This window comes from Shimia sp. W99, assembly GCF_053851455.3.
In genome coordinates this window covers 3267814-3291045 of the sequence record NZ_JBSQBU020000001.1, presented here as the reverse complement: position 1 = coordinate 3291045, position 23232 = coordinate 3267814, and the positions used below count along the sequence as shown (strand labels likewise).

Genomic DNA, 23232 nt, shown 5'->3' with positions numbered 1-23232 from the left:
GGTTTCCGTCAGGCGCCATAAAGGTTCTTATCGTGCTTATCGACAATCTTCTGGAACCGGCGTGCAAAACGCTCATCCGCCTTGGCTTTGGCTTCCAGAACATCGCGGGCATAAACCATATGCTCTTCGTGGGCCTCCATCATGTCGGCCATGCGCTGGTTCGTCGCCGTGCCAATGGCGGCCATCGATGCCTGCGCCTCCTTGTCGGTCTCTACGCCGATCTCGTTGATCCTGTGCGCCACATCCTGTTGCTGAGCCGTTTTCAGCGACTTGGTCAGCGCATCATACAGAACCACGCGCTGCTTGGTGTCCGTCTGCAACTTGTTGATCAGCACCATCTGCGTCGCAGCCTGGTTCTGCAGCGAATCGATCCAGGTTTTGCCCTTCTCGATGTAGCGTTCCAGAGTCTGCGACTTGGCCAGCTTGACCTGCTCGTCTTGCACCAGCTCATTGTACTTGTTGTTCAACGCCGCCAGTTCGCTTTCCAACTGGGTGCGCGCCGCAGCGTCCTGTTCAACCGCAATCTTGTTCTCAAGCTCGATGATCTTGGGGTCCATGGCCACGATCTCGGCCTTGACCTGTTCCAACGCCCCGACTGTCGCTTCCCGCTCGTCCAGCGTTTCGGTCAGGTTTGTTTCGACCTTGGTTTTTTGCTCGTTCAGAACACCCAACTGGTTTTCAAGAAGGGATGTAATCACGTCAGACTTGGCGATCAGGTCCTGCAGCTTGTCGTCGATGTTGGCCGTCCGAATCCGGTCCTGACGCATCGATTCCGATTTGGCGCGGCTGAAAATGCCTACAAAACTTTCCCAGCCGGTTTTGTCGCGCATCTCGTCGAAGTCCTTGGAAAACGCCGAAGTCACATCGTCCAGCCCCATGATCAGCTCGGCGATATTGGCGTTCATGACTTCGGTATGTGCATGAACATCGTCAAGCGTGGCGTTTTCAATGTCGATCGCAATGTCATCGCCGGTTTTCATCTTGGCCCGCGCGGTTTCGATCCGGCTGGTTAATTCGGCAATCTTCGCCTGCGCTGCAGCGACTTGTTCTTGAGATTCGCGAACCTGGGCATCAAAATCAGCCATAAAACACTCCATAATTATCAAACGGTTGGGTCACATATGGGAAATGTTACGCCTGTTTACATCCTCCCGCCCTGCGATTTGCGTCAAGTGTTGCAAATGCGCAGGACAAAAGAAAGTACAGGAAAACAGACATCTTGGACGCATGGTTAGACACCACCACCTTGTGTCTGTGTCGCTTGTCCCCAAAACTCAGCGCGATAAGCTGCTGCTCGGACAAAAGAAAGGCACTCCCATGCAAGCTGGACCGCGCAACCTCATCACCGATGTCGAGGGGCTCAGAGTTGGCAATGCCCAGAATGACAAGATCAAGACCGGAAGTACGGTTCTGCTGGCTGATGCCCCATTTACTTGCGGAGTGAGTGTTATGGGCGGTGCACCGGGAACCCGGGAAACCGATCTTTTGGCACCTGACAAAACCGTTCAGCAGGTGGACGCGCTTGTGCTGTCGGGGGGGTCGGCCTTTGGGCTGGATGCTGCTTCCGGAGTGGTAGATTCACTGCGCGCCCAGGGGCGGGGATTTGCTGCAGGATCACAGGTCGTGCCGATTGTCCCGGGAGCGATCCTGTTCGACCTTCTGAACGGGGGCGACAAGGACTGGCCGGAGAACCCCTATCGCGCGCTCGGGGTCTCAGCGCTTGAAAACGCGGGTGAGCAGTTCGACCTTGGGACAGTGGGCGCCGGAACCGGGGCAACTCTTGCCTCTCATAAAGGAGGCCTCGGCTCGGCTTCAATGGTTTTGCCTTCCGGTCACACTGTCGGCGCTTTGGTTGCTGTCAACGCCCTTGGCGATGCATCACCGGATGGCACCCGCTTCTGGGCAGCGCCTTGGGAACTCGGAGCTGAGTTCGGCGGGCATGGTTGCATTTCCCAAGCGCCGGGCGACTTGCCAAACACAAAACTCAGCGCCCACAACACAACCATCGCTATCGTCGCCACCGATGCAGTTCTTACCCAAGCGCAATGTACGCGCATGGCCACCGCCGCCCATGACGGCATGGCACGCGCATTGGTGCCCGCGCATACGCCAATGGACGGAGACCTTATTTTTGCGCTGTCGACGGATGCAAGACCACTCGCCGATCCAATTGCTGATAGTCTCTGGCTCGGGCATGCCGCCGCAACCTGCCTCGCCCGCGCGATTGCACGGGGCGTTTATCATGCCAAGCCTCAGGAAGGAGACACCTTGCCTTGCTTCCGTAAGCTTTAGTTCGGGAACAGCATTCGGCACAAGGCGCTGTTGGGATTCTCCAACACGTCGATCACGTCAAAGTGGTGTTTTTCGCCTGCAACAAAACGATCACACCCCCATGCTTCGGACAACCAACGCGCCTGATCCAGAAACGCGGGGCGTTCCCGCGCGCCCACCCAGACCGTAACCGGGACACCCGTTCGCGGCTTGAGCAAGGACGGGCTTTCCGCCAAGCATTCGGCATCATCGAGCTTGAGCTCGGAATTCATCGAAGTTTGCATCAGCGGGCGCAGATCCGCCACGGGCGAGATAGGCACGATTTGCTGTAATCTGTCTGCGGCAGCGTCGGGCAAAACGCCGGGACAGGCCATGCGCGCGACCAGATGCCCGCCCGCGGAATGTCCGGCTAAAACGATTGGACCGTCCACCTCGCCTGCGGCCACGTCAATCGCCCGCGCGACTTGCCGTGTGATTTCCGAAATCCGTGCCTGAGGCGCCAAACTATACGAGGGCATGGCTACTGCCCAACCACGGTCGACGGCGCCTCTGGCAAGGTGCGTCCAGTAGCTTCGATCAAATCGCAGCCAGTAACCGCCATGCACAAATACGAACAGGCCTACCGGTACCCCAGACGGCAAAACCAGGTCAAACTTGTGCCGCGTGCCAGCGCCATAGGGCAACGCTTCGCGCGCGTCGGTTTCCGCTCGAAAGGCTTTGGCCTTCTTTTCCCACATAGACGGGAACGCGTCCGCGTTCGCGATGTAGGCTGCGTTCGCATAGTCGTCGTCAAGATTCATTGACCGATTATCCTTGGCATGTTGTCTATTTACGTTATCAGTCTTGACTGGACAAATTTGATCAAAAATGATCTGCCAAGACCAAAGCTCACTTCGGGAGGTCAGAATGCTTGATACCGTGACTAATCTCAAATCCCTTCTTAACGATCCCAGCCTGCTGGAAACGCGCGCCTATATCGGTGGCAAGTGGGTTGATGGCGAGGGAGGCGCAACCTTTGACGTCACCAACCCCGCGCGCGGTGACATTGTGGCGCAAGTTGCCGACGTCAGCCGCGCACAGGTCGCAGGCGCGATTGCGCAGGCCGAAGCCGCTCAGAAGGACTGGGCCAAGTGGACTGGCAAAGAGCGGGCGGCTGTCCTGCGCAAATGGTTCGACCTGATGATGGAAAACCAGCAGGACCTTGGCATCATCCTGACCGCTGAAATGGGCAAACCGCTGGCCGAGGCCGTCGGTGAGATTGCCTATGGCGCGTCGTTCATCGAGTTTTTCGCCGAAGAGGCCAAGCGTATCTATGGCGAAACCATTCCCGGCCATCAGCGTGACAAGCGCATTACGGTGATCAAGCAGCCTATTGGGGTGGCAGCGTCAATCACGCCATGGAACTTCCCCAATGCCATGATCACCCGCAAGGCGGGACCCGCCCTGGCGGCAGGGTGTTCTTTTGTGGCACGTCCGGCAGCCGAGACACCGCTCTCGGCAATCGTGCTCGGCGTTCTGGCCGAGCGCGCGGGCATTCCCGCTGGCGTTCTGAATATCGTTCCATCGTCGCGATCAAGCGAGATCGGCAAGGAGTTCTGCGAGAACGACGCCGTGCGCAAGCTGACCTTCACAGGATCCACCGAGGTCGGTCGCATTCTGCTGCGTCAGGCTGCAGACAGCGTGATGAAGTGCTCGATGGAGCTGGGCGGCAACGCACCGTTCATCGTGTTTGACGACGCCGATCTGGACGCGGCTGTCGAAGGCGCGATTCTGTGCAAGTTCCGCAACAACGGTCAGACTTGCGTCTGTGCCAACCGCATCTATGTGCAGGCCGGGGTCTATGACGCCTTTGCCGAAAAGCTCAAGGCGCGCGTCGCCGCGATGAAAGTCGGCGACGGGCTTGATGAAGGCACGATCTTTGGGCCACTCATAAACGCCGAGGCGGTTGTGAAGGTGCAGGAGCATATCGCTGATGCAACGGCGAAAGGCGCGGAAGTCATCCTTGGCGGCAACCCCTCGGAACTGGGCGGAACATTCTTCCAGCCTACGATCGTCACCGGCGCAACAACTGACATGGCCTTTGCCACGGACGAGACCTTTGGGCCGCTGGCGCCGCTCTTCAAGTTCGAGGACGAAGACGAGGTCATCGCAATGGCGAATGACACGATCTTCGGGCTGGCCTCGTATTTCTACGCCAATGATCTCAGCCGCGTTTACAAGGTGGCCGAGGCGCTGGAATACGGCATCGTCGGCGTCAACACCGGTATCATCTCAACCGAGGTGGCCCCTTTTGGCGGCGTGAAGCAATCCGGGCTCGGCCGCGAAGGCAGTCATCATGGCATCGAAGACTATCTGGAAATGAAATACATCTGCATGTCGGTCTAATCCGGCAACATCACGGCCACGCGGGACACCAGCTCCTGCGTGGCCTGCTGCCAAGCCGCATCCACTTCGGGTGTGAACTCTTCGGCCAGAACATCGCGTAACGCCTGCACGACTGCGTCACCCGCAAGCAAGAACTGATCTTTCGTAACACCGAAACGGCCATGCACCAGTACAAGCCGTTTTGCGACTTCGGCCAACTCGTCCTGACGATTGAGAAGGCGCACGGTCATCACCAACATAGTCGCAAACATCTCTTTTTGCTGCTGCATGTCGTTTTGGAACATGCCGCGCGCAGATGGCATCGAAGCGAACAAATGCTCGTAAAAGGCATTGGCGATTTCGGCCTTCTGCAGAAACACCTTCTGAAAACTTTTCTGAACAATGGCGATCTGTTCCGGGGTCATGGTATTCCAAAATCGCAGTCACAATAGATGCATCCTAGGACAAGAACGTTAACATCCCCCTGACGGCCCGGTTTCCTAAGCGCGACGGTGAGAGATAACCAGGTACAAAGTTAATCCGGCAGCTGACAAAATACCCGCCCAAAACAGTGTTTCCTGAAAGCCGATCAGGTCGGCCAGCACCCCCAGAGCCCAAGCCCCGATTGCCGAGCCACCCGCGACAACAACCGCCCAAAGGCTCATGACCCTGCCGCGCATGTCGTCCTCCAGTTCCATCTGGATGGCCGTCTGCATTGAAATTGCAGACAAAGTGGTGACAAAAGCGATGGCAGCAGCGACCGTCAGTGCAAGCATCCAGCCCGGAGCCGCGCCCAGCGCCGAAACCATCAACAACCCGACAACAATAGCGCTGATCGTGATGTTTGGAATACGACCCGGCGCTTGCGGCGGCAATGCCGCTTTGAAAAACCCTCCGACAACTGCACCCAACCCTGTCGCCGTCAACAAAACTCCGAGACCCTCTGGCCCCCTTTGGAACACGCCATCCGCCAGCGGAGGCAGAATCTCCAGCGCTCCACGCGCAATCGTGGCCAGCGCACCACCAATCACAATGGCGCGCCAGATCACTGGTGTGCGCCACACATGGGCAAGACCCTGTCGCAGCGCTTCGAAAAAAGAACCGGGGTCAGTTGCCGTGTCCCGGCGTGGACGAACCTCAAGCCGCAGCAACGCGAAAAGAAAAGGAAGAAACAGAAGCGCCTGAACCAGAAGCGTGGTGGCTACGCCAATTGTTCCGATCATGACCCCGCCGATAGCTGGCCCCAAGGTCCGCGCGACGTTGAAATTGATCGCGACAATGGCAACCACGGACCCGACCAGCTCCCGCCGCACGAGACGCGGGGCCAAGGACATACGCATCGGGTGATTGGCCGCCAGAGCGATGCCTGAGATCAACGTCAGCACGATCATCGTCACCGGGGCCAGCCATCCAACGGCAAAGAAAACATAGAAGGCAAACATCACGGCGAAGTTCACCAACTGGATCAGGAACGTCGCACGCTTGACATCGACGCGGTCCACCCAGACTCCGAAGAGCGGGGACAAGACAATGGCCGGGGCGAATTGCACGAAGGCAATGAGACCTACAAAGCTTGATGATCCGGTCAAATCCCACGCGATCCACCCCACCGTCACGCGCTGCATCCAAATGGCAAGCAGGCCAAAGATGCTGCCCGATACGTAGGTGCGGAAATTCGCGGACTTGAGGGCGGCGAGGTTCACGACAGTCATTGCCTTGTTCAGGAAATACAGTCGGAGATTGGCGGATCACGGGCAAGACAACAACCCCGCAAACAAAAGGCGCGCCGGAGGACCGGCGCGCCGATGCACAGGTTGCCTGTTTGATCAGTTGACGGCCTTGGCATCAACCACGTCTTTTTCGATCTGAGCGGTATCGCCACGTGCGATCTCAATCCGACGCGGCTTGAGCGCTTCGGGAATCTCGCGCTCCAGATCAATGTGCAGCATGCCATCCACATGGCTTGCCCCGGTCACGCGGACATGATCGGCAAGGTGGAAACGGCGCTCGAATGCGCGGGTGGCGATGCCGCGATGCAGATATGTTTTTTCCTCGGCATCTTCCGATTTGCGCGCGGTCACGACAAGTGCGTTTTCCTTGACTTCGATGCCAAGGTCCTCGGCGGCAAAACCGGCTACCGCAATCGAGATGCGATAGGCATCTTCTGCGGTTTTTTCGATGTTATATGGGGGGTAGCTCGACTGTCCGACTTCGTTGGACAGAACACGGTCCATCATGTTGGCAAGTTGGTCAAAACCAACGGTCGAACGGTAAAGCGGTGCAAAATCAAAACTGCGCATGGGTTATCCTCCATCATGAGCGATACCAGTTGTCAGCCTTCCATTTCGGACAGGCCAGTTCAGCGGAACCCGGTCATCGGCGTTCCGATACCACATGATTTGGGATGCAAATTTTGGGTTTCAACCCCCGTTGGCACGCACGAATTTGGCACCGGTGCTCTGGCGCCCCTCTTGCACTGACATGCTGCGCACCTTGGGGCCAGAGGCATTGTTCAGCTCGGCCATCAACAGTTCAAGAGGACCGTCGAGTCCCATGCCCAGAGACACCTTGGCGCCATCCATCTCTGCCTTTGCCGAAACCACCGAGGCAATGCGGGTTTCACCGTTCTCAAAGGCAAAGACCGGCGCACCGCTACTGCCGAAATCGACATTGCAGGACATGACGTAGACCCCCTGCTGGTGGCCCAGCACGCGGCACATTTCCTGAAACGAAGGGGCCTCTTCGCGGCCCACCGCATAGGAGACCACACCGATCTTGGTGCCCTTTCGAATGCGTCCTGCCGTCTCAAAGGGCTTGATCGTCGTGTTGCGGATCGGGTGGTGGAGTTTCAACACAGCGAGGTCGTTGATGACTCTTTTGGCCCCACCTGCGCGGTCAAAGTTGTATTCCGGATGAACCACGGCCCGACGCACACTGCGATAGGCTTCGGCTCGCCCGTTGCGCCAGCCGGCCCGAAACTCGATCTGTTCTGTATCAATACGCTTGCCCGTAGAGCGATCATACAGGCAATGCGCAGCAGTCAACACAAGGTCCGGAGCAATCAGGGCGCCGGTGCAAAAACCCCGACCCCCAATTTCCAGCCGCCCGACCGCACCCCAGCCCTTGCTGTCCTCGCCCGTGTTCAGGCTGCGCAGGGAAGTGTCCTGTGCCCAGGCAATATTTGCCAGAAACAGCGTGACAATGAAGGTCAGAATGCGGGCCAAAGCGCGTCCTCCGGTAGGCTCTTCCCCAAGCACCTAGCACCCGGTCTGGGCGGAAATGGGGCAGCAGCGTGGCCTGCTTTGGCCCCAGTCCGGTTACCGCAAGATCGGTATCTCCGGCACCCGCTTGCCCTCGGCTGTCAGCGCCGGGGGTTGCGGGCCGCCTGTGGCCCAGTCCAGAAGTTCGACCGTATGCACGATCGGCACGTCTGTTCCCCCGCCGATCTGCATCATGCAACCAATGTTGCCCGCCGCGATGATATCGGGGTTCTTGGCCTCCAGCGTGCGCACCTTTCGGGCCTTGAGTTGTTTGGAAATTTCGGGCTGCATGAGGTTGTACGTCCCCGCCGACCCGCAGCAAAGATGGCTGTCGGCAGGCTCGACCACGGTGTACCCGGCGCGTTTGAGAAGATCCTTGGGAAAGGTCTTGATCTGCTGACCATGCTGCAGAGAACAGGCAGCGTGATAGGCCACCACGGTTTCCTTGTCCCCGCTTTCGGGCATATCCAGAGTCATCAGTAATTCCGAGACATCCATAGCGATATCGCTTACCCGTCTGGCATCCGTCGCCAGCGCCTCATTTCGGAACATGAAGCCGTAATCCTTGACCGTGGTGCCACAGCCGCTGGTGTTGATCACGATGGCATCAAGCCCCGCGCCATCCATCTCGCGACACCATGCACGGATGTTCCTGGCCGCGGTCGCATGGCTCTCTTCCGTCTTGCCCATGTGGTGCGTGAGGGCCCCACAGCACCCGGCCCCCTCGGCCACCACGACTTCACAGCCCAGCCGCGTCAGAAGCCGGATCGTGGCGTCGTTGATATCCGTATTGAGCGCCTTCTGCGCGCAGCCCGTCATCAGTGCAACGCGCTTTTTACGCGTCTGTTCGGGCGCAAAGCTTTGCGGATCGTCATTTCGGCTCACCGGCGGGATATGCTTCGGCGCCATTTCCAGCATTGCCTTGAGCCGAGCATCCGGCATCAGAAAGGCAAAGGGGCGCCCGATCTTGGCCCCCAGAAGGGCCAGACGGAACCGTGTCGGATAGGGCAGGATACGTGCGAGCGTCCAGCGCAGCATCCGGTCCATGAACGGGCGTTTGTACTTACCTTCGATATACTCGCGCGCATGGTCCACAAGATGCATGTAATGCACCCCCGAAGGGCAGGTCGTCATACAGGCCAGACAGGACAGGCAGCGGTCGATATGCATTACCGTCTTGGGGTCGGGATCACGCTCGTTTTCGAGCATATCCTTGATCTGGTAGATCCGCCCACGCGGGCTGTCCAACTCGTCGCCCAGCACCTGGTAGGTGGGGCAAGTGGCCGTGCAAAACCCACAATGCACGCAGGCGCGCAGAATTTCGTTGGCGCGCTGGATGCCGGGATCCTTGAGCTGGTCTTCGGTAAAGGTCGTCTGCATCTGGCTTACCCCATGAGTCCCGGATTGAGGATGCCGCGCGGATCGAACCGGGCGCGCAACCCTTTGGAAAGTGCGGCGACCGGCGAGGATTCCGGGTGGAAGACCGGCACATCCGCCCGAACTGTGTCTGAAGCTCGGACGAGGGTCGCGTGTCCCCCCAGCCCTTCCAATTTCAACCGAAAATCAATGTCCTCCGGAACAAGAGACCACACCAAACCTCCGCCCCAATCAACGACGTGCTGAAAATCCCACTTCCCGGTCACTTTGATCATGTCACTTGGTTTGACCGACCAGCGCCAGACGTTGCCCGGTTTACCGGCAAAGGGTTCAACGTCGCGTACTGCCTGCCAAAGCTTTGCGTTCTCATCGGAGTCCACTACTATTTTTTCAGGTTCCACCGATACTAACTCTTGCAACCTGCCAAGCCGATAATTGACGGATTCCTCCAAGCCCTCCACACGGACAAACGTCCAGGATTTCTCGTCCGGGCTGCCCCAACCCTCTGGCAATCTCGCGGCGCCTGTCACGTCAAACGGTGAGCCCAAAGCGTCTGCAAAAACTTTTTGCGCAGCAATCCACCCCAAACCCCGCCAGGCCAATGTGCCAACGCATTCCGGGATCGCCTGCACTTTCAACGACACCTCGCTCAGCACACCCAGCGTGCCCCACGACCCGGCCATCAACTTCACGAGGTCATAGCCGGTCACGTTTTTCATCACCCGTCCGCCATTCTTGAGGATTTGCCCAGTGCCGTCGATGAACCTAACTCCCAGCGCTGAATCCCTGCAGGCCCCCGCCTGGATACGGCGCGGCCCAGAGACATTGGCTGCCACGACACCGCCGATCGTTGGTGTGCCTTGTGTACCCAGCAGAACGCGGTGGTCCATCGGCTCGAACCCCAGCCGCTGACCTTCCGCCGCCAACGCCGCTTCGATCTCCTCAAGGGGCGTACCGGCCCTGGCCACCAACGTCAGAGCGCCCGGCTCGTAAAGCGTTATCCCGGACAGGCCCGCCGCACTCAGCACATCGCCATCAACCGGTGCACCAATGTCGCGCGTGCCGCCACCCACAATCCGCAAAGGCCCTTTGGCCGCTGCTACCATCTCGGCCAGCTCGGCCTCACTCTCAGGTTTCATCATCTTCTCAATGGTCCAAAATACCTTGGGGGAGTCGCGTTTACGCGACGGGGGCAAAGCCCCCTATTCCGCTGCAATCCGGCGTGTGTTGCTTGCGGCCAAGGGGAACACCTTGGCCGGGTTCAGCAACCATTTGGGATCAAATACATCCTTGACCGCCATCTGGATTTCCAGATCGCCCGGTTCATATTGCGTCACCATCAAGTCGCGCTTTTCGATCCCCACACCATGCTCACCTGTCAGGCAACCGCCGACCTCAACACAAAGCTTCAGGATCTCGGCGCCGAAAGCCTCGCATTTCTCAAGGTCGCCCGGCTTGTTGGCGTCAAACAGGATCAGCGGGTGCATGTTGCCGTCTCCGGCGTGGAAGACGTTGCCGACGTCGAGACCAAACTCCTTGGACATCTCGCCAATCCGGCGCAGCACCAGGGGAAGTTGGCTCACCGGGATGGTGCCGTCCAAACACATGTAATCATTGATTTGTCCCATCGCGCCAAAGGCGGATTTACGGCCCAGCCAGATCTTGGCACTTTCCTCTGCCGACCCACTTTCGCGAAGCTCAACCGGATTGTGGGTGCGGGCAATCGCGATGATGCGCTCAAGCTGCGCTTCGATTTCTTCTTCGCTGCCCTCAACCTCGACAATCAGAAGTGCTTCGCAATCAGGATAGCCCGCCCCGGCAAAGGCCTCGGTGGCGCGAATACAGGGGCGGTCCATGAATTCGATGGCGACAGGCAGGATACCAGCCTTGATGATGTCGCTGACGCAGTGACCTGCGACCTCATTGCTATCAAACCCCATGAGCACTGGGCGCGCACCTTCTGGCTTGCGCAGAATTCGCAGGGTGGCTTCGGTCACGACGCCCAACTGGCCTTCGGAGCCGCAGATGAGGCCCAGAAGATCAAGTCCGGCCGCGTCCAGATGTGCGCCGCCGATCTCGACAACTTCGCCATCCATCATGACCATTTTCACGCCCAGAAGGTTGTTCGTGGTGACACCGTATTTGAGGCAATGCGCGCCGCCAGAATTCATAGCAATATTGCCCGCGATGGCGCAGGCGAGCTGGCTCGAAGGGTCGGGGGCGTAGAAGAAATCTTCCTCCTCGACCGCGCCGGATACGCTCAGGTTCGTGCGCCCTGTCTGCACCCGAATGAAGCGATTTTCATAATCCGTTTCAAGGACTTCGTTCATTCTGGCCACCCCGAGGATAATCGCGTCCTCGGTCGGCATGGCGCCTCCGGCAAGCGATGTTCCTGCGCCGCGGGGCACCACGGGAACACCTTCCTCGTGGCAGATCTTCAGAACCGCCGACACCTCTTCGGTGCTCGCGGGCAGAACGGCGGCCAGCGGTGGGCAGCGGTAGGCGGTGAGCGCATCACACTCATAGGCACGCGTTTCGACCGGGTCGTCGATCACCGCGTCGGCCGGAAGAACGCTGCGCAGGCGGGCCACGATCTGGGCCTTGCGCGACAGGATGGCCGGGTTGGGGGCTGGCATGTCCATAAACTTACCTCGCTTTAATTGGTAAGTTTTTATAACCAATTTTAGACGCTGGCAAGTCCCAATATGTCGCGCTAGGGTTCGGGTATGACTTGGACCGAACGTTTTGCGCTTTTTTCCACGCTGGATATCGTTGCTTTTGCTGCGCTGTTCGTGGCTTGGACCAGTATAGGGTATTTCATTGAAAATTCCCCAACGCGCCGCCCCTCGGTCTCGCGGTTGATGGAGCATTACAGGCGCGAGTGGATGGCGGCGTTTCTGGATCGGAACCCGAGGGTTTTTGATGCACAGATTCTTGGTAACTTGCGGCAGGGTACGGCTTTTTTTGCCTCGGCAACGATGATTGCCATCGGCGGCGGGCTGGCATTGATCGGCAATGCCGATCAGCTTGCCGGCGTGGCGCGGGATTTCACGCTTCAGGCGCAGCCGATCCTGCTGGAATTCAAGATCGTCGTCATGCTGATCTTCGTCGCCAACGCTTTTCTCAAGTTCGTCTGGGCGCACCGGCTTTTTGGATACTGCTCGGTCGTTATGTCATCCGTCCCGAATAATGCAAGCGATCCCAAGGCGTTACCACGCGCCAACATTGCCGCCGAGATCAACATCACCGCCTCGCGCAGCTTCAACCGGGCAATGCGGTCTGTCTATTTCGGACTGGCGGCTTCGGCGTGGTTGTTTGGCGCGGCGGCCCTGATGACCGGGACGGCGATCACGGTATTCGTGCTCTGGCGACGGGAGTTTGCGTCGCAATCACGCGAAGCCCTGCTGCGGGAAGTCGACTGAGGCACGCAATGGTTAACAACGGCTGACCCCATCGAATCGCGTGTCGGTATTACGTCGGTATTTCATCGGTATCGCGTCGGTATGGAAAACGTCCCGCCCAAATAACGCCCCGGTGACAGGAACGCACTTAACCTTTTGATAAGGGAAATTGGTCAGGTGCGATGATAGGGGGCGCCGGCAAGGATTGAGGCCGCGCGGTAGAGCTGCTCGCCCAGCATCACGCGGGCGAGCATATGTGGCCAAACCATCTTACCAAAACTGAGCTTGGCATCGGCCTGAGCCCGCAAGGCGGGATCAATGCCATCCGCGCCCCCGATGACAAAGGCCAGATCCCCGCGCCCCTCGTCACGCCAGCCTGCCAGCATGTTGGCAAAATCGGGCGAGGACATCAGCTTGCCGCGCTCATCCAGCGCGCAGATCACCGCGCCGCGCGGGATCACCCCCGAGAGGAGACCTGCCTCGGCAGACATCCCGCCGCCCTTGCGGTCTTCGACCTCGTGCACGGCAACGGGGCCAAGGCCCAGCGCCCGGCCGGTCCGGTCAAATCGTGTCAGGTAATCGTCAAGCAACTCGCGCTCGGGGCCGGACCGCAGCCGACCAACGGCGCAGATATGCACCTTCAGTGCCATACTCTCTCCCGCGCGCGGTTGCGCCTTGATGTCAGCCGATCAGGCGGTGCCTGCCGGAAGCCACATCTTTTCGAGCTGGTAAAACTCGCGCACTTCGGGACGGAAGACATGCACGATCACGTCGCCGGTGTCGATCAACACCCAGTCGCCGGTCTCTTTGCCTTCGACCTTGGCCCCACGGCCAAACTCGGCCTTGAGCCGTTCCACCAGCTTTTCAGAGATAGCGGCCACCTGGCGGGACGAACGTCCGGAACAGACCACCATGTAATCCCCGATCGACGACTTGCCGCGCAGATCAATCTGCACGATGTCTTCGGCCTTGTCTTCTTCGAGAGAGGTAAGGATACGCGCAAGCAGTTGCTCGCTTGTCGTATCGGACTGGGCGGTCGTCATGGCCGCGCCTTCTTCAGCAGCATTTGCCACATCCGTATTCAGAGACAGATTCCTGCCCTCCTTGCAACGCACCGCAATGCCCCGGTGCCGGGCGTATTTTCAAGATAGCACCGTCAATAGCACTTCTCAATGAAAGGCAAGAGGCTGCGAGCCGATTGTTGCCAAAAGACGCAGGGTTTGCGGCGCGATGGATCACCAGACGGGCCAGCGGCGGACCGGGGCGCGCCGCTGCACCGCAAGATCGGTAGCGTTTTATCTCGAGGAATACATGCGTGATTTGAGCGGCATGCCCCCCTTGAGAAAACGGCGGCCCATGGGGCCGGTCCGCCGTTGGCCCGGTGCCCTACGGGCTTGTTTCCGGGCCAGTGGCGTTTTCCTCCCCCAGCATCCGCACTTCGCGCTGCGGGAAGGGAATGGAAATGCCGTTTTCCTGAAACGCATCCCACAGGGCCAGGTACACGTTACCGCGGATATTGGTCAGCCCGCCGGTCGGGTCCTCGATCCAGAAACGCAGGATGTAATCCACGCTGCTGTCGCCAAAGCCGACAATGTGGCAAACCGGCGTCTTGGGAAAGCTCAGAACCCGGTCGACCCCTTTGGCAGCTTCGATGGCAATCTTGCGCACCGCGTGAGGGTCATCGTCATAGGCGGTCCCGAAATAAATATCGAGCCGCACATAGGTGTCGGAATGGGACCAGTTCACCACCTGCCCGGTGATCAGGTCTTCGTTCGGGATCAGGTATTCCTTGCCGTCGCGCGTTACCACGCTGACGTAGCGGGCCGAGAGCGAATTGATCCAGCCGAAGGTTTCCCCCAGAGAGATCACGTCGCCGGGTTTGATCGACTTGTCCAAAAGGATGATGACGCCCGAGACAAGGTTGGACACCACCTTTTGCAGGCCGAAACCGATGCCGACACCAATCGCACCCGAGAGAAACGCCAGCCCGCGCAGGTCAAAGCCGATAGTGCGCAGGCCGATGAAGAAGGCCGCGCCGTAGAGTAGCACCTGCAGGAACTTGACAAAAAGCACCTGCATCGAGGGCGAGATATCTTCGTTGGAGCGGATGCGGTTGGCGGTCTGGCGCGACAGGAACCGCACCAGTGCAAAGGTCAGCCCGAGGATCAGCGCCGCCTGAATCACCATCCAGAGCGTGAGGCGGGAATCACCTATCTCAATGGCGATGCTGTCCATGAGCTGCATCGCCTCTTGCGAGAGGCCAAGGATGACAATCGTGATCCACGCCCAGGCGCCGTAGCGCAAGAAGCTGCGCAAGGCGGAGTTTTGAACGAGACGCACGACCAGCACCACGACAAGCCAGGCCGTCCCGAGATTGGCCAGCACCGCCAACAGGTAAGATCGGCTTGGCCATGTCAGTTCGCGCATGACCAGCACCGTGAGCCAGGTGATCGCAACGAACACCACCAGCGGCAGGCGCCGATAGATCATCATCGCGTATCGGTAGCGCCACTTGGCCCAGCCTTCGCGGGTCTTGAGCCAGTCATAGAGCCGGGGCTGCAGGGTGCGGGCAATCAGGAAGGAAAGCGCGACGAGACCGAGCGCGATGGCCACCTGATAGGCATTCCATGGGCGTAGCAGGTCTTCGAGAAAACCTCTCACCTGGTCCCAGATACCCAGCACGATCTGCGTGGTTTCAGTGTCAGGGGCCGGCGTATCAACCTCGCGCGCGGCCCCGGCGGTGCGGTTGAGCGCATCCGCCTGTGCGTCGGCTGTGGTGGTTTCGGTGCCGGTTGCGATTTCTTCTTCCATTGAACCCATGTTGCACGGCTTGGGCGGGCTGGGCAATGATCTTGCAACGCTGCAAGCCGCGCTTGAAGGAATCTCGCAGGCGGTGTATGGCGGGGCCATGAAACGCATCTATGACATTGACGACCGCGCCTTTTTGCCCTGGCGCTTTTTTGGTCAGTCGAAATCCGTCATCGCCGCTCTATGAGCGCGCGGCGCGCCTTTTCGCGTGCCATACCTGCGAAGCCATATCAGCCAATGTAAAAGAAATGGAGAGGACCGATGTCCCCCAAAACACTCTATGACAAGATCTGGGATGCCCATGTTGCCCACGAGGCCGAGGACGGCACCTGCCTGCTTTATATCGACCGTCACCTTGTTCACGAAGTGACCAGCCCGCAGGCCTTTGAAGGGCTGCGCATGGCGGGCCGCAAGGTGCGCGCCCCGGAAAAGACCATTGCCGTGCCGGACCATAACGTGCCGACCACCGCGGGCCGTGAAGACCCCAGCCAGATGACCGAGGAAAGCCGCATTCAGGTTGAGGCGCTGGACAAGAACGCCAAGGAGTTCGGAGTGCATTATTACCCCGTTTCGGACGTGCGTCAGGGCATCGTGCACATCGTTGGTCCGGAACAGGGCTGGACCCTGCCCGGTATGACCGTGGTGTGCGGCGACTCGCATACGGCCACCCACGGCGCATTTGGCGCGCTGGCCCACGGGATCGGCACGTCGGAAGTGGAGCACGTGCTGGCCACCCAGACTCTGATCCAGAAGAAATCGAAGAACATGAAGGTCGAGATCACCGGCAAGCTGAAGCCGGGCGTGACCGCCAAGGACATCACGCTGGCCGTGATTGGCGAGACCGGGACCGCCGGCGGCACCGGTTATGTGATCGAGTATTGCGGTGAAGCGATCCGCGATCTCAGCATGGAAGGCCGCATGACCGTCTGTAACATGGCCATTGAAGGCGGCGCCCGCGCCGGTCTGATCGCACCGGACGAGACCACGTTCGAATACGTCAAGGGCCGTCCGCACAGCCCAAAGGGCGCGGCGTTCGAACAGGCTCTGGAATACTGGAAAACGCTCTACACGGATGAAGGCGCGCATTTTGACAAGGTCGTGACCATCGCCGCCGAAGACATCGAGCCGGTCGTCACATGGGGTACCAGCCCCGAGGACGTTCTGCCGATCACCGGCGTGGTACCGAACCCCGAGGACTTTACCGGCGGCAAGATCGAAGCGGCGCGCCGCTCGATCGAGTACATGGGCCTGACTCCGGGTCAGAAGCTCAACGAGATCGAGATCGACACAGTGTTCATCGGGTCCTGCACCAACGGCCGGATCGAGGACATGCGTGCCGTGGCCGAAGTGGTCAAAGGCAAGAAGATTAAGGACGGCATGCGCGCCATGATCGTGCCCGGTTCGGGCCTTGTCCGCGCACAGGCCGAGGAAGAAGGTCTGGCTGACATCTTCAAGGCGGCCGGTTTCGAATGGCGCCTTGCGGGATGCTCGATGTGTCTGGCGATGAACCCCGATCAGCTCAGCGAGAACGAGCGCTGCGCCTCGACCTCGAACCGGAACTTCGAAGGGCGTCAGGGCTACAAGGGCCGCACGCACCTCGTGTCCCCGGCAATGGCCGCAGCGGCTGCGCTGACCGGCAAGCTGACGGATGTGCGTGAGTTGATCTGATGAGACTTTTCTCTTTCGCACTTGCTCCTTTGCTGTGCGGGCTGGCGACCACCAGCTTTGCACAGCAAGAGACCGTTGAAGACGCGAGGCTTACCTATGCGTATTTCACATGTTCGGTGTTCGCGGGCATGGCGGCAAAAAAAGAGAAGGAACAACACTATCTAGAATTAGGCATGGCAGCCGGCAGACGGTTTTTTAAAGCCAAAGAAAACGGATTGGTATCTGAAAGTATCGCGAAACGGCTTCCAGTAGCGGTTTCCTGGAACATGGATGAAGGCTCGACCGATTTTTCTCTAGGAAAGATCTACTCAACTGCCAATCAGTCTGTGAGAGATGACTTTGGTCCTTTTCCTACAGACGCCGCCGGAAGAATGCTTGCCTACACAGAAATGGTTGCAAGAAACTGCGACCTACTCAGAGGAGACGAATAGTCCCATGGAAAAGTTTGAAAAACTCCACGGTATCGCGGCGCCTATGCCGCTTGTGAATATCGACACCGACATGATCATCCCCAAGGTGTTCCTGAAGTCGATCCAGCGTACAGGGTTCGGCAAGAACCTGTTTGACGAGATGCGCTTTAACCGTGACGGCACAGAGATCCCTGATTTCGTGCTCAACAAGCCGCAGTATCGCAATGCCGAGATCCTGATCGCGGGCGACAATTTTGGCTGTGGGTCGAGCCGCGAGCACGCGCCATGGGCGATTGCCGATTTTGGCATCAAGTGCATCGTGTCGACCTCATTTGCGGATATCTTCTTCAACAACTCGTTCAAGAACGGCATCCTGCCGATCGTGCTGCCGCAAGAGCAGGTCGATATCCTGATGAAAGACGCGGAAAAGGGCGAAAACGCCCGCATGACCGTCGATCTGGAAGCACAGGAAATCACCACCTCGGACGGCGAGGTGATCCCGTTCGACGTGGACCCGTTCAAGAAGCATTGCCTGCTCAACGGACTGGACGATATCGGCCTGACCATGGAGAAGGCCGCATCCATCGACGCCTTTGAAGCCAAGGCCCAGATCGAGCGCCCCTGGGCCTGATCCTTAAAAAGACATGACCGGGAGCAAAGCTGATATGCAAAGCAATGATTTGCTCCCGGTCGGCACGGTCTGGGTGGGGCCGGAGCTGAACTGGATTGCCAGGATGTCCCTGCAGTCATTGCTGCATGCGGGCCACCCGGTGACACTTTTTCATACCGACACGATTCAGGACCCCAAACTCCCCGGACTTTCGCTCGTTCCGGCACGGGAGCTTTGGGACTATCCGGAGACGTTGCTGACTCATGTCAGCCCGGCGGTGTTTTCGGATTTCTTTCGTCTGCACATGATCCGCAAGGCCCGGATGATCTGGGCCGACACGGACATCCTGTGTGTGCGGCCTTTTGTGCCGCGGGACGGCTATCTTGTGGGGTATGAACATGGTGGCTGGATCAATGGCGCGGTTCTGATGCTGCCGGACAGCTCGCCCACGCTCAACGAACTGATCAGCAGTTTTGACGATCCGTCCTTTGTGCCAGACTGGTTGTTTCATCGGTTCAAGGGCAAGGCGCGCAAGGCTGGGCCAGAGCTGGCGCTGTACGAAGCCTGCCGTCTTGCACCCAATGTCGTCGGGCCAAAAGCCCTGACCCATATGTTGCCCAAACACGGCGAAGACGGGCATGTGCTGCCTTACCAGATCCTGAACCCGCTGCCGTGGTCATTGGCAGATGTCTATTTCAATCCGCATGGTGGGGTGGAACCCTGGCTGAACGATCAAACCATGGCCGTTCATATCTACACCTCGCGAATTCGCAGGCATCACAAGCAGGTCCGACCAATGGCCGGGTCATTCATGGCCCGGTTTGCAGAGACAATCGGGTTTGACATGGACGCGCATGGGCCCGCGACCGAACATGGCGCCGAAACAGCGTAGCGACAGGGGCCGTCGCGCGGTGCAAACCGGCGTCCTCAAATGTGGCGGATCGCGGCGTCGGGTCCAAAATGTGGCAGAAATAGGGCGCATCCTTTTGCACTGCCTCAATTGAGTGTAAGCGCACGCAAAAGCCTGTCGGCAATGGTGTCCCGCCCCATGTAGGACACCACATCTTGTAGCGCATTGGCTTTGCTGCATTTTTTCGTTCCGAATTGATGCATTCGCGCACCAGTCACCAAGACAGGCGACGACTTCTTAACCCTGATCCAAAGTAAACCTTGAGCGCGACAGCGAAAGGCGGCAAGATTAAGGCAAGAATGAGGCGCCCCCGTCTGAGCAGGCGGGATCAAGTTGGAAAAAGATCGCGGCAACGTATCGCGAGCGTCCAGTTTGAAGGGAAAAGGGCAGTGTTGGGAAAAATCGTAAGCGCCTTGACGCGGGCATTGTTGGTGGCGTTGCTGTTTGCAACCCCGGCGTTGATCCTCCCCAATGTAAGCCCCGACGCGATTGAAATCGTGCTGCTGTTCGCTCTGTTTTCCGGCTGTCTCGTCTTTATCGAGTATTATTCGACCTATCCGTCGATCATCGAATTCCGCTACGCGTCGCCATTCAACCGTCTGCGGTTTCTGGCGATCTTTTTCGCGGTGTTCTGCCTGTCGGTGATCGCGCGCGGGCAATATGCGCCCAATGCGTTTACGTCGTTCCTGCATACGCTGGGGATCGTGGTCGGCAACGCGATTGATTTCCCGTATTCACCGGTGCGCCTGATGGTGATCATGCTGCCCGACAATGCGTCACCGCAATTGATCGAAGCCGTGCGCACCTCGTCCGGTCTTTCCTACCTGATCTCGATGATCGCGCTGATGGTGTTCTATTTCTATGTGCGCATCCTTGGATGGCCGGCGCGCAACGGGGCGTTCAATGTCTGGGTCAACCTGCCGCTGTTCGATCCTACGGCAGGGGGCGATGTGCTGCCCCGGTTGCAGCGCGATGGCCGTCTTAACATTGCGTTAGGGTTTCTGATGCCATTCTTGATCCCGGCGGTGGTTCAGATGATGTCCGATCTGGTGGATCCGATTTATCTCGACGATCCGATGACCTTGATCTGGACGATAAGCGCATGGGCCTTCATTCCGGCAAGTCTGATCATGCGGGGCATGGCGATGACCCGCGTGGCCGAGATGATCCGCGACAACCGGCGTCGCGCCTATGCCGCAGCAAGGGCCTTGCAAACCGCCTGATCCTTTTCCTGTGCTTGTTTTGGGGCGCACCCGCCGGGGCCGAGGGGCTGCGGCTGGCAACATATGACGTGGAACTGGCCCGCAAGGGGCCGGGGCTGATGCTGCGCGACATCCTGCGGGGCGATCCGCAAGTGGACGCAATCGCCGAGGTGGTCGCATCGGTGGCGCCGGACGTGTTGTTCCTTCAAGGGGTGGATATCGACTATCGGCTGCACGGGGCACGAGCGCTGCGGGATGTGTTGGCGCAGGCTGGTGTGACGTACCCACATGTCTTTGCTTTGTCGCAGAATGCGGGCGTGCCGAGCGGTGTGGATCTTGATGGCGACGGGCGGGCGCATGGGCCACGCGATGCGCAGGGTTTCGGACGGTTTCGAGGGGAAGGCGGTATGGTGCTGCTGTCGCGCTGGCCCGTGGCGCCGGACGGCGTGCAGGATTTCAGCGGCGTGTTGTGGCGTGATCTGCCGGGCGCGGTTTTGCCAGAGATAAATGGCGCGCCCTTCCCGTCCGAAACGGCGCAGGCGGTGCAGCTTTTGTCCGCGCACGGGGCCTGGGTGGTGCCGATTGTCGGGCCAGAGGGGCAGCGGGTGACGCTGATGCTTTTCGCTGCCGGGCCGCCGGTGTTTGACGGTCCCGAGGATCGCAACGGATTGCGCAACGCAGACGAGATCCGGCTTTGGCAGGTGGTACTGGATGGCGGGCTTGGCACGCCCCCGGACGGGGCGTTCGTGATCATGGGCAATGCCAATCTCGACCCGGAACACGGAGAGGGGCGGCGCGAGGTGATGCAGAGACTGCTAAGCGATCCACGCCTTCAGGACCCGCATGCCGACATGGGGCCAACGGTCGACTGGCCCGAGCCGGAGCCGGGTGACTTGCGGGTGGATTACGTTCTGCCATCGTCCGACCTGAAAGTGCGGGACGCCGGGGTGGTCTGGCCCAGCGCCGAGGAGACGCTGGGCAAGGAGGTGGCCACGGCCAGCCGTCACAGGATGGTTTGGGTCGACCTTGCATTCTGAGAGGACAGCATTGGGCGCAGCGTGTCCTGCGGCAGCGCCGAAGCAAGGGCGGTGGTCACGGGCGTGTGCGTGAATCCCGGCAGGAGCGCATCGAAACGCGTACCATCCAGACTGTGTCGCGTGTTCCAGAGATAGCGCATCTCGAGCAGGTGTCGCGCCAGTTTCCAGAAAGGACGCGCGAGATGCAGCGGTAACCAGTTCATGCGCTTGAGGCGCACCGGCCGACCAGTGACCCGCGACAGGTGATCCGAAATCTCCTCTCCGCTCAACGTGTATCCGGGAAAGGGGATGTCCTCGAACCGGTCGAGATGCTGGCGCATCTCGGCAAGCGACACGGCGGCACGACACAGATCGGGCAGGTAGGCCCAGGCGTGGGCGATCTTCGGGTTTCCGGGATAGGTAAACACGCCTTTGCCCACTTTCGGGATCATGATCTGGTCGAACCAGTTACCAGACGCCTCGGTATCGAGGAAATCCCCGGCCCGCAGAAGGATCGTGCGCACGCCGCTGTCGCGATAGGCGCGCTCCATGTCACGGCGGATCTTGCCCAAGGGGTTGGTCGCCACATGCGGCGAGTTCTGTGACCACGGCGCCGGGGTGCCGGCACCGAAGACATAGACATTGCCCGGCACGATTACGGTCGCATCCACGGATTTGGCGGCGGCGATGACTTCGCCGTGCAGGCGCGGCACCTGCGTGGCCCAGTCGGGATAAGCCGGGTTCCAGGCATTGACGATCACGTCCACGCCCTGCACGGCGGTTGCGAGCGTGTCGGTCTTGCGATCAAAGCGGCGCACTTGCCAGCCTGCGGCGGCGAAGGCGTCAGCCGCGTTGCGGCCAAAACGGCCCGAGGCCCCGAGGATGAGAACGGTCTGGGTCATGAAAGAAGCTCCTTTTGGAAGGTGTACCACAAAGATGCCCCCTTCATCTGTAAATATGAATTGGTGAAAATCAAAAGTGTGATATTCAAAAATGAATGGATGCGCGACTGACAAATCTCGACTGGTCTCTGATTCAGTCTTTCCTTGCCGTGGCTGAAACGGGTTCCCTGTCAGGGGCGGCGCGCAGGCTGAACGCCTCGCAGCCCACGCTCGGGCGCCACATCAGGACGCTGGAAGAGACTTTGGGGATCGAGCTGTTCCATCGCCACGCGCGGGGATTCGAACTCACCCGGCTGGGGCATGATATCCAGAACCACGCAAGGCGGATGGAAGAGGCCATGGCGGCGCTGGCGCTGACGGCGGCAGGAGGCGAGACGCGGCTGGCCGGGGATGTGCGCATCGCCACAAGCGTGTTCATGGCCCACCACGCCATGCCGGGCATCATCGCGGATATCCGTGCGCAAGAACCGGACATCCATATCGACCTTGTCCCCTCGGACGCGTCTGAAAACCTGCTGTTTCGCGAGGCGGATATTGCCGTGCGCATGTACCGCCCCGAACAGCTGGATATGGTGACGAAACATCTGGGCGACATCACGCTCGGCATGTTCGCCACCACCGGATATCTTGACCGCAAGGGGCGCCCCCGCACCGCAGAAGACCTGCGCCGTCACGATATGGTCGGGTATGACGCCAATGATGACATCCTGCGCGAGATGCGCGCCATGGGGATTCCGGCCTCGCGAGATTGGTTCGCGGTGCGCTGCGACAATCAGAGCGCCTATTGGGAGTTGATCCGGGCGGGCTGTGGGCTTGGCTTCTGTCAGCGCAACATCGCCCTTGCCACGCCGGGCCTTGAGGAGGTTCGGGTCGACTTTCCCCTGCCCGTTTTGCCCGTGTGGCTGACGGCGCATGAGAGCCTGCGCCACACACCAAGGATTTCCCGTGTCTGGACCCTGTTGGACGCGGGGCTGCAGCCCTTCGTTTCTTGATCTTTCCGCCGCGTCCAGCTAGGGCAGTGCGGACGATTTTT

General features: G+C 59.4%; 24 protein-coding genes. 11 read left to right on the top strand and 13 right to left on the bottom strand.

The features are described from left to right. Window positions 1-8: 8 nt before the first annotated feature. On the bottom strand, window positions 9-1085 hold the full coding sequence (locus ACS3QZ_RS16005; RefSeq protein WP_456038737.1) for a coiled-coil domain-containing protein: 1077 nt from the start codon (window positions 1083-1085) through the stop codon (window positions 9-11). A 232-nt stretch (window positions 1086-1317) separates the two neighbouring features. Between ACS3QZ_RS16005 and ACS3QZ_RS16000 the strand changes: the two genes are divergently transcribed. Then, on the top strand, window positions 1318-2292 hold the full coding sequence (locus ACS3QZ_RS16000; protein WP_456038736.1) for a P1 family peptidase: 975 nt from the start codon (window positions 1318-1320) through the stop codon (window positions 2290-2292). Here the strand turns inward: ACS3QZ_RS16000 and ACS3QZ_RS15995 are convergent. Then, window positions 2289-3071 carry a hormone-sensitive lipase gene (locus tag ACS3QZ_RS15995; protein ID WP_456038735.1) on the bottom strand — a complete coding sequence of 261 codons (783 nt, stop codon included), beginning with the start codon at window positions 3069-3071 and terminating at the stop codon, window positions 2289-2291. The two genes, ACS3QZ_RS16000 and ACS3QZ_RS15995, sit on opposite strands and share 4 nt — an antisense overlap. Before the next feature lie 106 nt (window positions 3072-3177). On the opposite strand from ACS3QZ_RS15995, the gene ACS3QZ_RS15990 reads away from it, so the two are divergent. Continuing rightward, entirely contained in the window at window positions 3178-4656 is a 1479-nt protein-coding gene (locus ACS3QZ_RS15990; RefSeq protein ID WP_456038734.1) for an NAD-dependent succinate-semialdehyde dehydrogenase, read from the top strand. Here ACS3QZ_RS15990 and ACS3QZ_RS15985 read toward each other — a convergent pair. The 7 genes from ACS3QZ_RS15985 to ACS3QZ_RS15955 form a co-directional block, all read right to left on the bottom strand. After that, window positions 4653-5060 (bottom strand): globin domain-containing protein, encoded by a 408-nt coding sequence (locus ACS3QZ_RS15985; protein WP_456038733.1) that lies wholly within the window; start codon window positions 5058-5060, stop codon window positions 4653-4655. The genes ACS3QZ_RS15990 and ACS3QZ_RS15985 overlap by 4 nt on opposite strands. A 75-nt stretch (window positions 5061-5135) precedes the next feature. Next, window positions 5136-6347, bottom strand: a complete 1212-nt coding sequence (locus ACS3QZ_RS15980) for an MFS transporter (protein ID WP_456038732.1) — start codon at window positions 6345-6347, stop codon at window positions 5136-5138. A gap of 114 nt (window positions 6348-6461) precedes the next feature. Beyond that, window positions 6462-6935, bottom strand: coding sequence for an Hsp20 family protein (locus ACS3QZ_RS15975; RefSeq protein ID WP_456038731.1), 474 nt, complete (start codon window positions 6933-6935; stop codon window positions 6462-6464). 120 nt (window positions 6936-7055) lie between these two features. Beyond that, complete coding sequence (locus ACS3QZ_RS15970; protein ID WP_456038730.1) at window positions 7056-7859, bottom strand: trypsin-like serine peptidase; 804 nt, start codon at window positions 7857-7859, stop codon at window positions 7056-7058. A 93-nt stretch (window positions 7860-7952) separates the two neighbouring features. Beyond that, window positions 7953-9275 carry a glycolate oxidase subunit GlcF gene (gene glcF / locus ACS3QZ_RS15965; protein WP_456038729.1) on the bottom strand — a complete coding sequence of 441 codons (1323 nt, stop codon included), beginning with the start codon at window positions 9273-9275 and terminating at the stop codon, window positions 7953-7955. A 5-nt stretch (window positions 9276-9280) separates the two neighbouring features. Then, a complete protein-coding gene (locus ACS3QZ_RS15960; protein WP_456038728.1) occupies window positions 9281-10411 on the bottom strand; it encodes an FAD-binding protein in 1131 nt (376 codons plus the stop codon). A gap of 63 nt (window positions 10412-10474) precedes the next feature. Then, window positions 10475-11914 carry an FAD-linked oxidase C-terminal domain-containing protein gene (locus ACS3QZ_RS15955; RefSeq protein ID WP_456038727.1) on the bottom strand — a complete coding sequence of 480 codons (1440 nt, stop codon included), beginning with the start codon at window positions 11912-11914 and terminating at the stop codon, window positions 10475-10477. A gap of 84 nt (window positions 11915-11998) precedes the next feature. On the opposite strand from ACS3QZ_RS15955, the gene ACS3QZ_RS15950 reads away from it, so the two are divergent. Further along, window positions 11999-12694, top strand: coding sequence for a DUF599 domain-containing protein (locus ACS3QZ_RS15950; RefSeq protein WP_456038726.1), 696 nt, complete (start codon window positions 11999-12001; stop codon window positions 12692-12694). A 152-nt stretch (window positions 12695-12846) separates the two neighbouring features. Here ACS3QZ_RS15950 and rlmH read toward each other — a convergent pair whose 3' ends face one another. From rlmH to ACS3QZ_RS15935, 3 genes are all read right to left on the bottom strand, one after another. After that, window positions 12847-13317, bottom strand: coding sequence for a 23S rRNA (pseudouridine(1915)-N(3))-methyltransferase RlmH (rlmH, locus tag ACS3QZ_RS15945; protein WP_456039355.1), 471 nt, complete (start codon window positions 13315-13317; stop codon window positions 12847-12849). Between the two features lie 45 nt (window positions 13318-13362). Further along, window positions 13363-13716: a ribosome silencing factor gene (rsfS, locus tag ACS3QZ_RS15940; RefSeq protein ID WP_093093882.1), complete on the bottom strand. Its 354-nt coding sequence runs from the start codon at window positions 13714-13716 to the stop codon at window positions 13363-13365. A gap of 343 nt (window positions 13717-14059) precedes the next feature. Further along, window positions 14060-15493 carry a mechanosensitive ion channel family protein gene (locus ACS3QZ_RS15935; RefSeq protein WP_456038725.1) on the bottom strand — a complete coding sequence of 478 codons (1434 nt, stop codon included), beginning with the start codon at window positions 15491-15493 and terminating at the stop codon, window positions 14060-14062. Here ACS3QZ_RS15935 and ACS3QZ_RS15930 point away from each other — a divergent pair. The 7 genes from ACS3QZ_RS15930 to ACS3QZ_RS15900 all read left to right on the top strand — a co-directional run bounded on the left by ACS3QZ_RS15930 (window position 15492) and on the right by ACS3QZ_RS15900 (window position 21318). Beyond that, entirely contained in the window at window positions 15492-15668 is a 177-nt protein-coding gene (locus ACS3QZ_RS15930; RefSeq protein ID WP_165610040.1) for a hypothetical protein, read from the top strand. The genes ACS3QZ_RS15935 and ACS3QZ_RS15930 overlap by 2 nt on opposite strands. Window positions 15669-15742: 74 nt before the next feature. Beyond that, window positions 15743-17149 carry a 3-isopropylmalate dehydratase large subunit gene (gene leuC / locus ACS3QZ_RS15925; RefSeq protein ID WP_456038724.1) on the top strand — a complete coding sequence of 469 codons (1407 nt, stop codon included), beginning with the start codon at window positions 15743-15745 and terminating at the stop codon, window positions 17147-17149. Further along, window positions 17149-17580, top strand: coding sequence for a hypothetical protein (locus ACS3QZ_RS15920; RefSeq protein WP_456038723.1), 432 nt, complete (start codon window positions 17149-17151; stop codon window positions 17578-17580). Before leuC ends, ACS3QZ_RS15920 begins: the two co-directional genes overlap by 1 nt. A gap of 4 nt (window positions 17581-17584) precedes the next feature. Continuing rightward, the gene (gene leuD / locus ACS3QZ_RS15915; RefSeq protein WP_456038722.1) at window positions 17585-18190 is read left to right on the top strand and encodes a 3-isopropylmalate dehydratase small subunit; all 606 of its coding nucleotides are present in this window, start codon (window positions 17585-17587) and stop codon (window positions 18188-18190) included. Window positions 18191-18224: 34 nt separating this feature from the next. Beyond that, entirely contained in the window at window positions 18225-19061 is an 837-nt protein-coding gene (locus ACS3QZ_RS15910; protein ID WP_456038721.1) for a hypothetical protein, read from the top strand. 407 nt (window positions 19062-19468) lie between these two features. Continuing rightward, the gene (locus tag ACS3QZ_RS15905; protein ID WP_456038720.1) at window positions 19469-20302 is read left to right on the top strand and encodes a hypothetical protein; all 834 of its coding nucleotides are present in this window, start codon (window positions 19469-19471) and stop codon (window positions 20300-20302) included. Between the two features lie 98 nt (window positions 20303-20400). Beyond that, window positions 20401-21318, top strand: a complete 918-nt coding sequence (locus ACS3QZ_RS15900; protein ID WP_456039354.1) for an endonuclease/exonuclease/phosphatase family protein — start codon at window positions 20401-20403, stop codon at window positions 21316-21318. On the opposite strand, the gene ACS3QZ_RS15895 is transcribed toward ACS3QZ_RS15900, so the two are convergent. Then, window positions 21285-22199, bottom strand: a complete 915-nt coding sequence (locus ACS3QZ_RS15895; protein WP_456038719.1) for a Rossmann-fold NAD(P)-binding domain-containing protein — start codon at window positions 22197-22199, stop codon at window positions 21285-21287. The two genes, ACS3QZ_RS15900 and ACS3QZ_RS15895, sit on opposite strands and share 34 nt — an antisense overlap. Before the next feature lie 95 nt (window positions 22200-22294). On the opposite strand from ACS3QZ_RS15895, the gene ACS3QZ_RS15890 reads away from it, so the two are divergent. After that, window positions 22295-23191: a LysR family transcriptional regulator gene (locus ACS3QZ_RS15890; RefSeq protein WP_456038718.1), complete on the top strand. Its 897-nt coding sequence runs from the start codon at window positions 22295-22297 to the stop codon at window positions 23189-23191. Window positions 23192-23232: the final 41 nt, after the last annotated feature.

Excerpts from the sequence above, each read along its gene's own strand:
- ACS3QZ_RS15990 (WP_456038734.1), top strand. The coding sequence starts at position 3,178 with ATGCTTGATACCGTGACTAATCTCAAATCCCTTCTTAACGATCCCAGC.
- ACS3QZ_RS15900 (WP_456039354.1), top strand. The coding sequence starts at position 20,401 with ATGCTGCGCGACATCCTGCGGGGCGATCCGCAAGTGGACGCAATCGCC.
- ACS3QZ_RS15960 (WP_456038728.1), bottom strand. The coding sequence starts at position 10,411 with ATGAAACCTGAGAGTGAGGCCGAGCTGGCCGAGATGGTAGCAGCGGCC.
- glcF (WP_456038729.1), bottom strand. The coding sequence starts at position 9,275 with ATGCAGACGACCTTTACCGAAGACCAGCTCAAGGATCCCGGCATCCAG.
- ACS3QZ_RS16005 (WP_456038737.1), bottom strand. The coding sequence starts at position 1,085 with ATGGCTGATTTTGATGCCCAGGTTCGCGAATCTCAAGAACAAGTCGCT.
- ACS3QZ_RS16000 (WP_456038736.1), top strand. The coding sequence starts at position 1,318 with ATGCAAGCTGGACCGCGCAACCTCATCACCGATGTCGAGGGGCTCAGA.
- leuD (WP_456038722.1), top strand. The coding sequence starts at position 17,585 with ATGGAAAAGTTTGAAAAACTCCACGGTATCGCGGCGCCTATGCCGCTT.
- ACS3QZ_RS15895 (WP_456038719.1), bottom strand. The coding sequence starts at position 22,199 with ATGACCCAGACCGTTCTCATCCTCGGGGCCTCGGGCCGTTTTGGCCGC.
- ACS3QZ_RS15920 (WP_456038723.1), top strand. The coding sequence starts at position 17,149 with ATGAGACTTTTCTCTTTCGCACTTGCTCCTTTGCTGTGCGGGCTGGCG.
- ACS3QZ_RS15980 (WP_456038732.1), bottom strand. The coding sequence starts at position 6,347 with ATGACTGTCGTGAACCTCGCCGCCCTCAAGTCCGCGAATTTCCGCACC.
- ACS3QZ_RS15890 (WP_456038718.1), top strand. The coding sequence starts at position 22,295 with ATGGATGCGCGACTGACAAATCTCGACTGGTCTCTGATTCAGTCTTTC.
- ACS3QZ_RS15910 (WP_456038721.1), top strand. The coding sequence starts at position 18,225 with ATGCAAAGCAATGATTTGCTCCCGGTCGGCACGGTCTGGGTGGGGCCG.
- rsfS (WP_093093882.1), bottom strand. The coding sequence starts at position 13,716 with ATGACGACCGCCCAGTCCGATACGACAAGCGAGCAACTGCTTGCGCGT.
- ACS3QZ_RS15995 (WP_456038735.1), bottom strand. The coding sequence starts at position 3,071 with ATGAATCTTGACGACGACTATGCGAACGCAGCCTACATCGCGAACGCG.
- ACS3QZ_RS15985 (WP_456038733.1), bottom strand. The coding sequence starts at position 5,060 with ATGACCCCGGAACAGATCGCCATTGTTCAGAAAAGTTTTCAGAAGGTG.
- ACS3QZ_RS15975 (WP_456038731.1), bottom strand. The coding sequence starts at position 6,935 with ATGCGCAGTTTTGATTTTGCACCGCTTTACCGTTCGACCGTTGGTTTT.
- ACS3QZ_RS15955 (WP_456038727.1), bottom strand. The coding sequence starts at position 11,914 with ATGGACATGCCAGCCCCCAACCCGGCCATCCTGTCGCGCAAGGCCCAG.
- leuC (WP_456038724.1), top strand. The coding sequence starts at position 15,743 with ATGTCCCCCAAAACACTCTATGACAAGATCTGGGATGCCCATGTTGCC.
- ACS3QZ_RS15930 (WP_165610040.1), top strand. The coding sequence starts at position 15,492 with ATGTTGCACGGCTTGGGCGGGCTGGGCAATGATCTTGCAACGCTGCAA.
- ACS3QZ_RS15950 (WP_456038726.1), top strand. The coding sequence starts at position 11,999 with ATGACTTGGACCGAACGTTTTGCGCTTTTTTCCACGCTGGATATCGTT.
- ACS3QZ_RS15935 (WP_456038725.1), bottom strand. The coding sequence starts at position 15,493 with ATGGGTTCAATGGAAGAAGAAATCGCAACCGGCACCGAAACCACCACA.